Source organism: Janibacter sp. FSL W8-0316, assembly GCF_038004165.1.
GTDB lineage: Bacteria > Actinomycetota > Actinomycetes > Actinomycetales > Dermatophilaceae > Janibacter > Janibacter indicus.
Map to the genome: position 1 here is coordinate 1,085,766 of NZ_JBBOQX010000001.1, position 13,234 is coordinate 1,098,999.

Sequence of the window (13,234 nt, forward strand, 5' to 3'; positions counted from 1 at the left end):
GGATCCGCGGCCGATTTTCACGGCAACCCGTGAAGATTAGCAGCGGCGCCCCCTTCGCCCATAATCCGGACGAGGGGGGGCGCCGAAGCTCGTCGACGTGTCGATCGTCAGAGGTTGATCATGTGCCCCGCGATGCCCTCGACGGCCTCCTTGACCGCCTCGGACAGGGTCGGGTGGGCGAAGACGTTGCGGGCGACCTCGTCGGCGGTGAGGTCCCACTTCTGCGCGAGCGTGAGGACCGGCAGCAGCTCGGTGACGTCGGGGCCGATCATGTGGGCGCCGATGATCTCGTTGTGCTCGGCGTCGGCGACGACCTTGACGAAGCCGACCGCGTCGCCCAGGCCCATGGCCTTGCCGTTGGCGGTGAAGGGGAAGGTCGCCGTCTTGACGTCGAAGCCCTTCTCCTTGGCCTGCTCCTCGCTGTAGCCGAAGGACCCGATCTGCGGGTGGCAGTAGGTCGCGCGCGGGATGAAGTCGTAGTCGACCGGCATCGTCTCGGCGCCGTTCATGTGCTCAGCGGCGACGACGCCCTGGGCCTCGGCGACGTGGGCGAGCATGAGCTTGGCCGTGCAGTCACCGATGGCGTAGACATTGTCGACGTTGGTGCGGCAGTACTCGTCGATCTCGATGGCGCCGCGCTCGGTGAGCTGGACACCGAGCGACTCCAGGCCGTAGCCCTGCGTGCGCGGGGCGAAGCCGATCGCGGACAGGAGGCGGTCAGCCTCGAGGACCTGCGCGTCGCCGCCCTTCGCCGGGGTGACGGTGACCTTGACGCCGGAGCCGGTGTCCTCGACGGACTCGACCTTGGTGCCCGTCATGACCTTGACGCCGAGCTTCTTGTAGTGCTTGGCCAGCTCCTTGGACACGTCGGCGTCTTCGGTCGGGACCATCCGGTCGAGGAACTCGACGATCGTGACGTCGACGCCGAAGTTCTTGAGCACGTAGGCGAACTCGACGCCGATGGCGCCCGAGCCGGCGATGATGATCGAGCCCGGCAGGTCTTCGTCGAGGATCTGCTCCTCGTAGGTGACGACGTTCTTGCTCACCTCGACGCCGGGGAGCATGCGGGTGGTGGCTCCGGCGGCGATGATCAGCTTGTCGAAGGAGACGGTCTTGGTCTCGCCGTCGTTGAGGGCGACGTCGACGGTGTTGCCGGAGGTGATCGTGCCCCAGCCGTCGATCTCGGTGATCTTGTTCTTCTTCATGAGGAAGTGAACGCCCTTGACGATGCCGGCGCTCACCTGGCGGGAGCGCGCGTGCGTCGGGCCGAAGGACATCGTGGCGTCGCCCTCGATGCCGAACTTCTTCTTGTCATGGGTCAGGGTGTGCGCGAGCTCGGCGTTCTTGATGAGCGCCTTGCTCGGGATGCAGCCCACGTTGAGGCAGACACCGCCCCAGTACTTCTTCTCGATCACCGCGACCTTGTTGCCGAGCTGCGCGGCGCGGATCGCCGCCACATAGCCACCGGGTCCAGCACCGAGCACAACGACGTCGAAATCAGCCATGTCCGACAGCCTAGCCATGACTGCGTTACCTTCGGCACACAGCCCTGATCACGATGACGTGGACGAAGGAAAAGGATGAGCGAGCGCAGCGCATCGAGCACCGTCATGGACGAACGGGACGGCGTCACGACTGTCCGCACCGACCCCGGTCGTCCCCCCGTCGCCGTCCGCACGCCACACACGGTGAGCGGAAGGGAGAAGCTCGTCTTCGCGCTCATCGCCGTGCTCGGGGCGGTCGGCTGGACGATGATCGCCGTGGTCCGGGGCGAGCACGTCAACGCCGTCTGGTTCGTCTTCGCCGCAGTGTGCACCTACATCATCGGCTTCCGCTTCTACGCCCGGCTCATCGAGTACAAGGTGCTCAAGCCGCGCGACGAGCGCGCCACTCCCGCAGAGGAGTTCGAAAACGGCAAGGACTTCATGCCGACGGACCGGCGGGTGCTCTTCGGGCACCACTTCGCCGCGATCGCCGGTGCCGGGCCGCTCGTCGGCCCCGTGCTCGCCGCCCAGATGGGCTACCTGCCGGGCACCCTGTGGATCGTCGTCGGCGTGGTCTTCGCCGGAGCGGTGCAGGACTACATGGTCCTGCACCTGTCGATCCGACGCGGCGGACGCAGCCTCGGGCAGATGGCCCGCGACGAGCTCGGACGGGTCGGGGGCACCGCCGCGATCGTCGGCGTGCTCGCCATCATGCTCATCCTCATCGCCGTCCTGGGCATCGTCGTCATCGGCGCCCTGGCCCACTCCCCCTGGGGTGTCTTCTCCATCGCGATGACGATCCCCATCGCGCTCTTCATGGGCCTGTACCTGCGCTACCTGCGGCCCGGCGCGGTCGGCGAGGTCTCGCTCATCGGCGTGGCCCTGCTCGTCGCGGCCATCATCGGTGGCGGCTGGGTCGCCGAGCACCCGACGCTGTCGCAGACCTTCACCCTCGAGCCGATCACGCTGGCCTGGCTGCTCATCGGCTACGGCTTCGCCGCGTCGGTGCTCCCGGTCTGGCTGCTCCTCGCCCCCCGCGACTACCTGTCGACCTACATGAAGGTCGGCACGATCGCGCTGCTCGCGATCGGCATCCTCGTCGCGCGCCCCGAGGTGAAGATGCCGGCGGTCACCGAGTTCGCGTCGACGGGCACCGGTCCCGCCTTCGCCGGGTCGCTCTTCCCCTTCCTCTTCATCACCATCGCCTGCGGCGCCCTCTCCGGCTTCCACGCGCTGATCTCCTCGGGCACCACCCCCAAGCTCATCGAGAAGGAGAGCCAGGCCCGCTTCATCGGTTACGGCTCCATGCTCACCGAGTCCTTCGTCGCCGTGATGGCGATGGTCGCGGCCGTGAGCATCGACCAGCACATCTACTTCGCGATGAACGCCCCGGTCGCGCTCACCGGTGGCGAGCCGGGCAGCGCCGCCGACTACGTCAACGGCCTGCCGCTCAGCACCCCGTCGGGTGGGCCCGTGCCACCGGTCGACGCGGCCACCCTCCAGCAGGCCGCGGACAGCGTCGGCGAGGAGACGATCATCTCCCGCACCGGCGGCGCCCCGACGCTCGCCTTCGGCATGAGCGAGGTCATGAGCGTCTTCGGTGGCGAGTCGCTGAAGTCCTTCTGGTACCACTTCGCGGTGATGTTCGAGGCGCTCTTCATCCTCACCACGGTCGACGCCGGCACTCGCGTCGCGCGCTTCATGTTCTCCGACGCCCTGGGCAATGTCCCCGGCATGGCCCGCTTCAAGGACCCGTCGTGGCGCCCGGGCGCCTGGCTGTGCAGCCTCATCGTCGTCGCCGGGTGGGGGTCGATCCTCGTCATGGGCATCCTCGACCCGCTCGGCGGTATCTACACCCTCTTCCCGCTCTTCGGCATCGCCAACCAGCTCCTGGCGGCGATCGCGCTGGCGGTCGTCACGACGATCATCGTCAAGCAGGGCAACCTGCGCTGGGCGTGGATCCCGGGCGTCGCGCTCGTGTGGGACCTGCTCATCACCCTGTGGGCATCCGCTCTGAAGATCTTCAGCAGCAACCCCAAGATCGGCTACTTCGCGCAGCGTGACGCCTTCGTGGAGGCGCGCGACAAGGGCGAGCTGCTCACCGGCGCCGCGTCCCCGGCCGACATGGACAAGATCATCTTCAACTCGCTCGTCCAGGGCACCCTGTCGATCGTCTTCGCCGTGCTCGTCATCATCGTCGTCGCCGCGGCCGTCGTCGTCATGGTGCGCGCCGTGCGCAACGGCGGACTGCCGACGAGCGAGACCGAGGGCGTCCCGTCGCGGATCTTCGCGCCCTCGGGCCCGATGGCCACCCCCGAGGAGAAGCAGGTCCTCGCCGAGTGGCGAGAGGCGGGCCTGGAGCCCTCGCCCGCCGCCAAGGGCGGCCACTGATGAGCGCGGGGACGGCCACCCCCTTCGACGTGGTGCGGCGGATCGGCCGCTTCGTGTCGGGGGTGACCGGGGCCGACCGCTACGAGCGCTACGTCGAGCACCTGCGACGGGTGCACCCTGAGCGGCCGGTGCCGGCACGGGCCGACTTCTGGCGGGCCCACTACGCGGAGCAGGAGCGCAACCCCGGTACGCGTTGCTGCTGAGTCACTCCTCGACGCCCGCGAGCTCCTCGTGGATCTCGCGGGCGATCGGCGCGGCGGTCGCACCACCGGTGCCGCCCTGCGAGACGACGACCGCGACGACATAACGCGGTCTGGTCGTCGGGGCGTACGAGACGAACCACGCCGTGTCCTCCTTGCCGTAGACCTCGGCCGTCCCGGTCTTGCCCGCGACGGGCCACTGCCGCAGGGGGAACCCGGAGAAGGCCGACCGGGCGGTGCCGCCGGGGCGGCTCACGACATCGCCCAGCGCGGTGCGCAACAGCTCACCGGACTCCCCCGGGAGATCGACCTCACGGGTGGCCGGGGCGTCGACGCCGGTGCGCGTGCCGTCCGAAGCGATCGTCGCCCGCACCAGGTGGGGGCTGGGCTCGGTGCCGTCGGTCGCGATCGTGCCGTAGACCTGCGCCATCTGCAGCAGGGTCGCGGTGACGTCGCCCTGACCGATCGACAGGTTGGCCTCGTCGCCGGGACGGAACTGGTAGCCGCTGTCGCAGTTCTCCTGCGCGAGGGCGGTCAGGTAGTCGCGACGAGAGCGATCGGAGATCTCGGGGTGACCCCGCCGGGCCTCCGCGCAGGAAGCGTCCTTGGTGCTCTCCCACCACTCACGCTTCCACGCCCGACCGGGGATGCGGCCGGCCGACTCGGCCGGCAGGTCGATGCCGGTCGTCTCCCCCAGCCCGAGGTCGCGGGCGGTGTCGATGAGGGCATCGCCGTCGTCGTCTCGCGCCGAGAGGCCGCCCTGGTCACGCCAGACGTCCTCGGCGACCCGGTAGAACACCGTGTCGCACGAGACCTTGATCGCCTCGCGCCAGGTGATCCAGCCGTAGGCGCGCGACTCGAAGTTGTTGAAGGTCCGGTCCCCGATGCGGTGCGACGCGGTGCAGTTGACTTCGTCGTCGAGGTCGGCCCCGGCCGCGACCGCTCCCGGGAGCGTCACCGCCTTGAAGGTGGATGCCGGAGGCTGCGCCACGCCGGTGACCCGGTCGATGAGCGGGCTGCGGTCGCCCGTCGTCAGCCGCTCGTACTCCCCCTGCGAGACGCCCTCGGACCACACGGAGGGGTCGTAGGTCGGCACGCTCGCGGAGGCGACGACCCCGCCGTCGCGCAGGTCGAGGACGACCGCGGCCGCTGTGTCCGCCCGGTGGCCCCGGTCCCGCGCCTGCCGTACGCCGTCGGCGAGAGCCCTCTCGGTGGACTTCTGGACGGGCAGATCGAGGGTGGTCACCAGGTCCGCCCCGGGGACGGGGTCGGTGCGGGAGAGCTCCTCGACGGCGACGCCTCGGGCATCGACGCGCACGACCCGCTCGCCCGGCGTGCCACGCAGCTGCGCGTCGTACTGCCGCTCCAGGCCGGTGGCCCCCACGAGGTCGTCCGCGGTGATCGCCCCATCGGAGGCCTCGACCGTCTCGGCGTCGGGCCTGGCGAGGTACCCGGTGGTCTGCGGCGCGCCGCCCCCCGCGGCCCTCGGGTAGGCCCGCACGGGTTGGCTCGTCACGGCCACCCCCGGGTAGAGCTCGGGTCGCTCGGTGACCGCCGCGGCATCTCGCGCGCTGACGTCCTCGGCGATCGGCACCGGCACGAGGGCCGAGCCGGACCAGCACGACGGCGGGTCGGCGGCCCCCGGCGCCCCGCAGAGGGTCGTGCGGCCCCACAGCCGGGCGAAGGGGAGGTCCAGCGCCTTGGCGAGACGCCGCACCGTGGCCCGACCGCCGTCCTCGGCATCGGCCAGGGTCCGGCGGTCGATGGTGATGTCGGTGCGCGCCGCGTTGTCGACGAGCGGGCGACCGTCGCGGTCGAGGATGCGCCCGCGCAGGGCGGGCAGGTGCACCGTCGCCGTGCCCGGCCCGGCCACGGTGGCGTCCCCGGCCGGGTGGTCGGTCAGCTGAAGCTGCCCGAGGCGCCCCAGCAGGACCCCGGCCAGCAGGGTGAGGACGGCCAGCGAGGCGAGCATCCGCAGCTGGAGGCGAGGGCCGCGACGGGGCGTCCGGACGCGGCTGACCGACCGGCCCCCGCGCCTCACGCCCACCGCCGGGTGACGAGGGCGGCTTCGAGCCGCTCGACGAGGCCGACGAGCACGAGCCCGAGGGTGGCGGTCGCGAGGACCTGCCAGGCCAGCGCTGCCCACGCGACCGGCCGCGCGCTGCCGAGATCGACGAGCACGGGGGCGATGCGGGTGACGACGAGTGCGAGGGCGACCACGGGCACCGGCCACCACCACGGGTGCCCGGAGCGGCGCCGCGCGAGTCCGGCCACCCAGCCGGCGGCGGCGTAGCCGAGGGCGGTGAGCCCGAGCGGCGCGGCGACCGGGGGCGCGAGGTCGAGCAGCCAGCCGCCGAGCAGCCCGACGAGGGCCCCGGAGCTCGACCCCGCCGACAGCGCCACCCCGACGACGACGATGACGACGAGGTCGGGTGGCGCGAGGACGCCGCGCGCGCCGAGCGCCAGCACGACGACGAGCGCCAGCCCGAGGAGGACGAGGCGCACGGGCCAGCGCAGACCCGTCACGGGGTTCGTCCGCTCGTGCGGCCGGGACCGGTGACGACGGCGACGACGTCGATGGTCGCCAGGTCGACGGCGGGGCGCACCACCGCGGTGTCGGTGAGCCGGCCGGGAGCCCGCTCGACGCGGGTGACCTTGCCGACCGCGATGCCCGGAGGGTAGGGGCGCGAGCCCGGGCTGCCGAGCGTGGTCACCGCGTCGCCGGTACGCACCCGGTCACGGGTCAGCTGGGTGATGACGAGCTCGTCCGCGCGGTGCGCGGTCGTCGGGTCCGACCCCGACAGGGTGCCGATGACCCCCTTCGCGCCGGTGCGCACGCCCACGCCGGACCCGGGGGACCCGATGACGCTCACGTCGGCGCTCCACTGCCCGACCGAGACGACCCGGCCCACGAGCCCGTCGGGTGCCACGACGGCGGAGTCGGTCCGCACTCCGTCGCGACGGCCCACGTCGAGGGTGATCCGCTCCGGCCCGGAGGTGCCGGCGCGGTCCAGCGCGACGACGCGGGCGGTGACAGAGGGCAGCTCGCCGGTGTCGAGCTCGGCCACCTGGTCGCTCGTGCGCTCGCGGTCGCGCAGGCGGCGCACCTCCTCGGCCAGCCGGACGTTGTCGGCCCGGACCCGGTCGGCCTCGTCGGCCCGCGGGGCCACGAGCCGCTCGACGGGCCCGAGCACCGCGTCGCCGATGCCGCGCACGGGGCCGAGCGGTGCGCCGGCGAGGTCGGCCAGGAGGACGAGGACGGTGAGCGCCAGCAGGGCCGGCAGGACGCGGCGACGCATCAGAAGCGGTGACCGTCGACGAGCACGGGCTGCAGCGCGGCGAAGTCGTCGACGCAGCGTCCGGCTCCGCGCACGACGGCCCGAAGGGGGGCCTCGGCCACCTTGACCGGGACCCCGAGCTCGTGGCGCAGTCGCGCGTCGAGACCGCGCAGCAGTGCTCCGCCGCCGGTGAGGGTCACGCCGCGCTCGAGGACGTCGCCGGCGAGCTCGGGCGGGCACCGGTCGAGGACGTCGCGCACGAGGCCGACGATCTCGCCGACCGGGCCAGCGATGGCCCGGCGGACCTCGGCCGAGCCGACGTCGACGGTCTTGGGCAGGCCGGTCACGAGGTCGCGCCCGCGCACCCGGGTGCTCACCTCGCGGGCCAGGGGGAAGGCCGAGCCGACCTCGATCTTGATGTGCTCGGCGCTGCGCTCGCCGAGCAGCAGGGAGAGGTTGCGGCGCACGTGCTCGACGATCGCGTCGTCGATGGCGTCGCCGGCGGTCCGGGTGCTGCGCGAGGCGACGATGCCGCCGAGGGCGATGACGGCGACGTCGGTCGAGCCGCCACCGATGTCGACGACCATCGAGGCCTCGGTGTCGGTGACGGGCAGACCCGCGCCGATGGCCGCGACCATCGGCTCCTCGACGAGGAAGACCCGCCGGGCCCCGACCCGCAGGGCGGCCTCCTCGACCGCGCGGCGCTCGACACCGGTGATGTCGCTCGGGATGCACACGACGACCCGGGGACGGAAGACGCTCGACATGCCCACCCGGTCGGTGAACCACCGCAGCATCTGCTCGGCGGCGTCGGGCTCGCTGATGACCCCGGCACGCAACGGACGCACGGCCCGCACGGCGCCGGGGGTGCGCCCGAGCATCTCCTTGGCCCGGGTCCCGGCGGCCACGAGGCCGCCGGTCTCGGCGCTCACGGCGACGACGCTCGGCTCGTCGAGCACGACACCGCGCCCCTGCTGGTGGATCAGGGTGTTGGCGGTCCCGAGGTCGATCGCCAGGTCGCGCGAGAAGCGCAGGCGCGCCCCTCGCGCAGGCCCGGCCACTGTCAGAGGCTCGGGAACCAGATGCCGATCTCGCGGGCAGCCGACTCCGGCGAGTCGGAGCCGTGGACGATGTTCTCGTCCACGGTGCCCGCCCACTTGCGACCGAGGTCGCCGCGGATGGTGCCGGGGGCGGCCTCCGTCGGCTTGGTGGCGCCGGCGAGCGAGCGGAAGCCCTTGATGCACTCCTGGCCCTCGATGACGACGGCCGCGACCGGTCCGGAGGACATGAACTCGAGCAGGGGCTCGTAGAAGGGCTTGCCCTCGTGCTCGGCGTAGTGCGCCGCGAGCTGGTCGCGGGTCGGGGTGACCACCGCGAGCGCGGCGAGGGTGTACCCCTTCGCCTCGATCCGGCGGATCACCTCGCCGGTGAGGCCACGGCGAAAGCCGTCGGGCTTGACGAGGATGAGGGAGCGTTCGGTCTGTGCAGTCTCGGTCACGGGGCCCAGCGTAGTCACGCGGAGATCGTGCCCGTACCGAGCAGGGCGAACAGGCCGAGCGCCAGGAGGATCCGGTAGATCATGAAGGGCGTGAAGGTGTGCGTCTCGATGAACTTCATGAACCACGCGATGACGGCGTAGCCGACGATGAAGGCGATGATCGTCGCGGCGATGATCGGGCCCCAGCCGGTCTCACCGGTGCCCTCGCCGCCGGCGACCTTGACGACCTGCAGGCCGCCGGAGGCGACGACCGCGGGGATGGCCAGCAGGAAGCTGTAGCGAGCGGCCGTCTTGCGGGTGTAGCCCATGAAGAGGCCACCGGCGATCGTGCCGCCGCTGCGGGAGACGCCGGGGATGAGCGCCAGTGCCTGCCAGAGGCCGTACAGGATGCCGTGCTTCCAGGTCAGGTCGGTGAGCTCGCGGCGCTGGGCGCCGACGCGCTCGGCAGCCATGATGACCAGGGCGAAGACGAGCAGCATCGTCGCGGTGATCCACAGGCTGCGCAGGGTCGACTCGATCTGGTCCTGGAAGAGGAGACCGAGCAGGCCGATGGGGATCGTGCCGATGATGACGAGCCACCCCATGCGCACGTCGGGGTCGTCCTGGGCGACCTTGCCCGCGAGGGCGAGGAACCACTTGCGGATGATCGTCGTGATGTCGTTCCAGAAGTAGATGACGACGGCCAGCTCGGTACCCAGCTGGGTGATCGCGGTGAAGGCCGCGCCGGGGTCCTCCTGCCCGAGCAGCTGGCCGACGATGGAGACGTGAGCACTGGAGCTGATCGGCAGGAACTCGGTCAGGCCCTGGACGAGGCCCAGGATGATCGCGGTCAGGTAGTCCACGTGGGTCAGCTCTCCTGCTCGGTGAGGGCGCGGGCGGACTGCTCGCGCTCGATGCGTCGGCCCAGGCGCTGGCAGTAGCCGTAGAGCACCGCGAAGATCGCGCCGACGAGGAACATCATGGGCACGAAGACTCCGGACAGGATGGACAGCACCTGCACGACCCATCCGAGCGCGGGCCCGAAGGGCCGTCGCATCAGCCCGGCCGCGAGCAGCGCGAGGACGGCCAGTGCACACAGCAGGACGAAGGGGGTCAGCCCCGCCACCACCGGCGCCTGGTCCGGGTCGAGGCCGCGGCTGGTCAGCGCACCGAAGAAGATGACGAGTGCCTGACCGCCCACGACGGTGGCGAGCATCCGCCACGTGAACTTGCCTGCGGGGCGCGGCTGCTGGTCGGGAGTCACGGTCGACAAGGGTAGGTCAGTCCTCGCCCTCGACCTCGACGGGCACCTCGACCGGCGGCGCGACGGGCCGCTCGACGTCGGAGACCCCGAGCAGGAGGCGCACCTCGCCGACGGTGACGATCGACCCGGTGGCCACGACACCCCCGGCCACTCCCCCGTCGTCGGCGAGCTGGGCCGCCCGGTCGAGCGCATCGGGCAGCTCCTCGACCACGGTGACGCGGTGGTCGCCGAAGACCTCGGCGGCGATCTCACCCAGCCGGTCGGGCCGCATCGCCCGGGGTGACGTCGAGCGGGTGACGACGATCTCGTCGAGGGCCGGCTCGAGGGCCTCGAGGATCCCGACGACGTCCTTGTCCTTGAAGATCGAGACGACACCCACGAGGTGGGTGAAGGTGAAGGAGTCCTTGAGCGCGGCGGCGAGCACCCTGGCCCCGTGCGGGTTGTGGGCCGCGTCGACGAGGACCGTCGGGCTGCGACGGACGATCTCCATCCGCCCCGGCGAGGTGGCCGCGGCCAGGCCCGCCGCGAGGACCTCCTCGCCCAGGGGCTGCTCTCCCCCACCGACGAAGGCCTCGACGGCGGCGACCGCGAGGGCGGCGTTGCCGGCCTGGTGCTCGCCGTGGAGGTTGAGCAGCAGGTCCGGGTGGTCACCGGCGATGCCGCGCAGCGAGATCATCTGGCCGCCGACGGCGACCTCGCGGGTGAGGACACCGAAGTCCAAGCCCTCGACGAGCAGCCGGGCGCCGACCTCGTCGGACCGGTCGCGCAAGATCGTCAGGACCTCTTCCTCCTGCGGGGCGCTGACGACGATGGCGTCCGGGTGGATGATCCCGGCCTTTTCGGTCGCGATCTCCTCGATGGTGTCGCCGAGGAAGTGCTGGTGGTCGATGCCGACGGGCGTGATGACCGCGACGTCGGCCTCGACGACATTGGTCGCGTCCCAGGAGCCGCCCATGCCGACCTCGACGATGGCCACGTCGACCGGCGCGTCCGCGAAGGCCGTGTAGGCGAGCGCGACGAGCACCTCGAAGTAGGTCATCCGCGGCCCACCGTCGGAGACCGACCGGGTGTCGACCGCGTCGACGAAGGGAGCGATGTCGGCCCACGCGTCGAGGAAGGCCTCGCGGGAGATCAGCTCGCCGCCGATGGTGATCCGCTCGCGGATGTCCTGCAGGTGCGGCGAGGTGAAGCGCCCCGTCTTCAGGCCCGACTCCCGCAGCACCGACTCGATGATCCGCGCCGTCGACGTCTTGCCGTTGGTCCCGGTGACGTGGATGACGGGGAAGGTGCGCTGCGGCTCGCCGAGCAGGTCCATGACCGCGCGGATCCGGTCGAGGCTCGGCTCGAGGTCGTGCTCGGGAGCGCGGGCGAGGATGCCGTCCTCGACCTCGCGCATGCGCTTGCGCAGCTCGAGGGAGGCGGCGGCCTGCCGCTGGGCGGCGTCGGGGGCGGGACTCATGCGCCCGATTGTCGCACCCGTCAGCCCTCCCTCCGGGCACGCAGGACGACGTCGTGGACGTGGTGCGTCGAGACGGCGCCGGCGGGGCGCTCCCTTCGCTCGTGGGTCTCGATGACCCAGCCCGATGCCTCGGCCAGGGCGGTGGCGAAGGCCTCGACGTCGACGTAGGCCTCGTGGTCGAAGGGCCGGGTCTGCTCGGGGTCGGCCGCGGCGGCTCCCATGTCCTGCGGGTCGTGGGCGATGACGAGCAGCGTGCCGCCCGGGGCGACCGCGTCGAGCAGGTGGGCCGCGCCGCGATCATCGGGGGTCCGCGGGATCGAGGCATAGGCGGCGGTGACGAGGTCGTAGCGCATCCCGGCGAAGGGAGCGGCCGCGTTGGCGTCGGCCTGCAAGAGGGTGACGTCGAGACCGCGCTCGGTCGCGGCCGACCGGACCCGCTCGAGGGCGAGGGCCGAGATGTCGTTGGCCGTCACCCGCCAGCCGTGCTCCGCGAGCCAGAGGGCGTCACCCCCTTCGCCGGCGCCGACGTCGAGTGCGCTGCCGGGGGTCAGGTCGGCGACCTCGGCGACGAGCGAGCCGTTGGGGTTGCCGCTCCACTGCAGGTCACCGCTGTAGCGGCCGTCCCAGTCCGCGGCGTGCGCACTCGGCCAGGCGGCCCGCTCGAGGTCCTCGTGCGCCAGGTCGAAGCTGACCATGGAGCCCACGCGGCTGCCGGCGGCCGCGGTCGGGAGCACCTGGAGCATCGGCTCGGCGAGGGTGCCGGCGGCGTAGAGACCGGGCACTGCTGTGGCCCCGGTCATCGGGTCCGCCTCGACGTGCGTCGCGACGCCGCTGGGGTGCGCGGTCGCCTCCAGCCCGACCCCGGCGAAGGGGGCGACCCGGGCGTGCAGGCGGGTGCCGACGAGGATCGTGTCGGCCGCGATCTCGGACCCGTCGGAGAGCCGGATGCCGCGCAGACCACCGGCCGCATCGCTGACGACGGCCGCAGCCGGCTGGACGACGACGGTCACACCGGCGTCGCGCAGGGTCTGCAGCTGCGGCTCGTCGGCGTCGACACCCGCGTGGATGAGCACCGTGAGGTCGGCGGTGAGCTGGCGCAGCAGCGGGATCGGGTGCAGCCCCATCGGCGAGGTGACGAGCGCGACGATGCGTCCGTCGCGTGCCTCGTAGCCGTGGCAGAAGGGGCAGTGGATGACCGCGCCGCCCCAGTGCTCGGCGAGGCCGGGCACGTCGGGCAGCTCGTCGGTCAGGCCGGTCGCGGCGACGACCCGTCGGGCGTGGACGACGTGCCCGCCGGTGAGCTCGAGGCGGAAGCCGTCGTCCTCGCGCGTGACGTCGAGGACCCGTCCGGTGAGGACCTCGGCCCCGTAGGAGCGCACCTCCTCGCGCGCGATCCGCAGGAAGTCCGCCGACGGCCGCCCCTCGTGCCCGAGGTAGCTGTGCATGTGCGCGGCCGGGGCATTGCGCGGCTCGCCGGAGTCGACGACGAGCACCGAGCGTCGCTGCCGGGACAGCTGCAGGGTCGCCGCGAGGCCGGCGGCGGACCCGCCGACGACGGCGACGTCGACGTGCCGCTCGATGACGGGGTGGCTGTGGTGGGAGCCGTCGTCGTGGGCGGCGAAGTCGTGGGCGGCGGAGTCGTGGACGGCGGGGTGCGGGGGCAGTGCGCTCATGATGTCCA

12 protein-coding genes are annotated in these 13,234 nt (G+C 72.1%); 2 read left to right on the forward strand and 10 right to left on the reverse strand.

Annotated elements, in window-relative coordinates:
• Nucleotides 1-107 precede the first annotated feature (107 nt).
• Nucleotides 108-1,505, reverse strand: a complete 1,398-nt coding sequence (gene lpdA, locus NYE39_RS05310) for a dihydrolipoyl dehydrogenase (RefSeq protein WP_341012038.1) — start codon at nt 1,503-1,505, stop codon at nt 108-110.
• Nucleotides 1,506-1,580: 75 nt separating this feature from the next.
• Between lpdA and NYE39_RS05315 the strand changes: the two genes are divergently transcribed.
• Nucleotides 1,581-3,875 (forward strand): carbon starvation CstA family protein, encoded by a 2,295-nt coding sequence (locus NYE39_RS05315; protein WP_341012039.1) that lies wholly within the window; start codon nt 1,581-1,583, stop codon nt 3,873-3,875.
• A complete protein-coding gene (locus NYE39_RS05320) occupies nt 3,875-4,078 on the forward strand; it encodes a YbdD/YjiX family protein (protein ID WP_341012040.1) in 204 nt (67 codons plus the stop codon). Before NYE39_RS05315 ends, NYE39_RS05320 begins: the two co-directional genes overlap by 1 nt.
• A gap of 1 nt (nt 4,079) precedes the next feature.
• On the opposite strand, the gene mrdA is transcribed toward NYE39_RS05320, so the two are convergent.
• The 9 genes from mrdA to NYE39_RS05365 form a co-directional block, all read right to left on the reverse strand.
• A complete protein-coding gene (gene mrdA / locus NYE39_RS05325; RefSeq protein ID WP_341012041.1) occupies nt 4,080-6,047 on the reverse strand; it encodes a penicillin-binding protein 2 in 1,968 nt (655 codons plus the stop codon).
• Nucleotides 6,048-6,112: 65 nt separating this feature from the next.
• Nucleotides 6,113-6,601, reverse strand: coding sequence for a hypothetical protein (locus NYE39_RS05330; protein WP_072625016.1), 489 nt, complete (start codon nt 6,599-6,601; stop codon nt 6,113-6,115).
• Nucleotides 6,598-7,374 carry a rod shape-determining protein MreC gene (gene mreC / locus NYE39_RS05335; protein ID WP_341012042.1) on the reverse strand — a complete coding sequence of 259 codons (777 nt, stop codon included), beginning with the start codon at nt 7,372-7,374 and terminating at the stop codon, nt 6,598-6,600. Before mreC ends, NYE39_RS05330 begins: the two co-directional genes overlap by 4 nt.
• Nucleotides 7,374-8,414 (reverse strand): rod shape-determining protein, encoded by a 1,041-nt coding sequence (locus NYE39_RS05340; RefSeq protein ID WP_341012043.1) that lies wholly within the window; start codon nt 8,412-8,414, stop codon nt 7,374-7,376. Before NYE39_RS05340 ends, mreC begins: the two co-directional genes overlap by 1 nt.
• A gap of 2 nt (nt 8,415-8,416) precedes the next feature.
• Nucleotides 8,417-8,851 carry a nucleoside-diphosphate kinase gene (gene ndk, locus NYE39_RS05345; protein ID WP_084452341.1) on the reverse strand — a complete coding sequence of 145 codons (435 nt, stop codon included), beginning with the start codon at nt 8,849-8,851 and terminating at the stop codon, nt 8,417-8,419.
• Nucleotides 8,852-8,865: 14 nt separating this feature from the next.
• Complete coding sequence (locus tag NYE39_RS05350; RefSeq protein WP_341012044.1) at nt 8,866-9,693, reverse strand: undecaprenyl-diphosphate phosphatase; 828 nt, start codon at nt 9,691-9,693, stop codon at nt 8,866-8,868.
• A gap of 5 nt (nt 9,694-9,698) precedes the next feature.
• Nucleotides 9,699-10,094 (reverse strand): DUF4233 domain-containing protein, encoded by a 396-nt coding sequence (locus NYE39_RS05355; protein WP_341012045.1) that lies wholly within the window; start codon nt 10,092-10,094, stop codon nt 9,699-9,701.
• A 16-nt stretch (nt 10,095-10,110) separates the two neighbouring features.
• Nucleotides 10,111-11,553 (reverse strand): bifunctional folylpolyglutamate synthase/dihydrofolate synthase, encoded by a 1,443-nt coding sequence (locus tag NYE39_RS05360; RefSeq protein WP_341012046.1) that lies wholly within the window; start codon nt 11,551-11,553, stop codon nt 10,111-10,113.
• 20 nt (nt 11,554-11,573) lie between these two features.
• Nucleotides 11,574-13,226 (reverse strand): bifunctional NAD(P)/FAD-dependent oxidoreductase/class I SAM-dependent methyltransferase, encoded by a 1,653-nt coding sequence (locus NYE39_RS05365; protein WP_341012047.1) that lies wholly within the window; start codon nt 13,224-13,226, stop codon nt 11,574-11,576.
• Between the last annotated feature and the right edge of the window lie 8 nt (nt 13,227-13,234).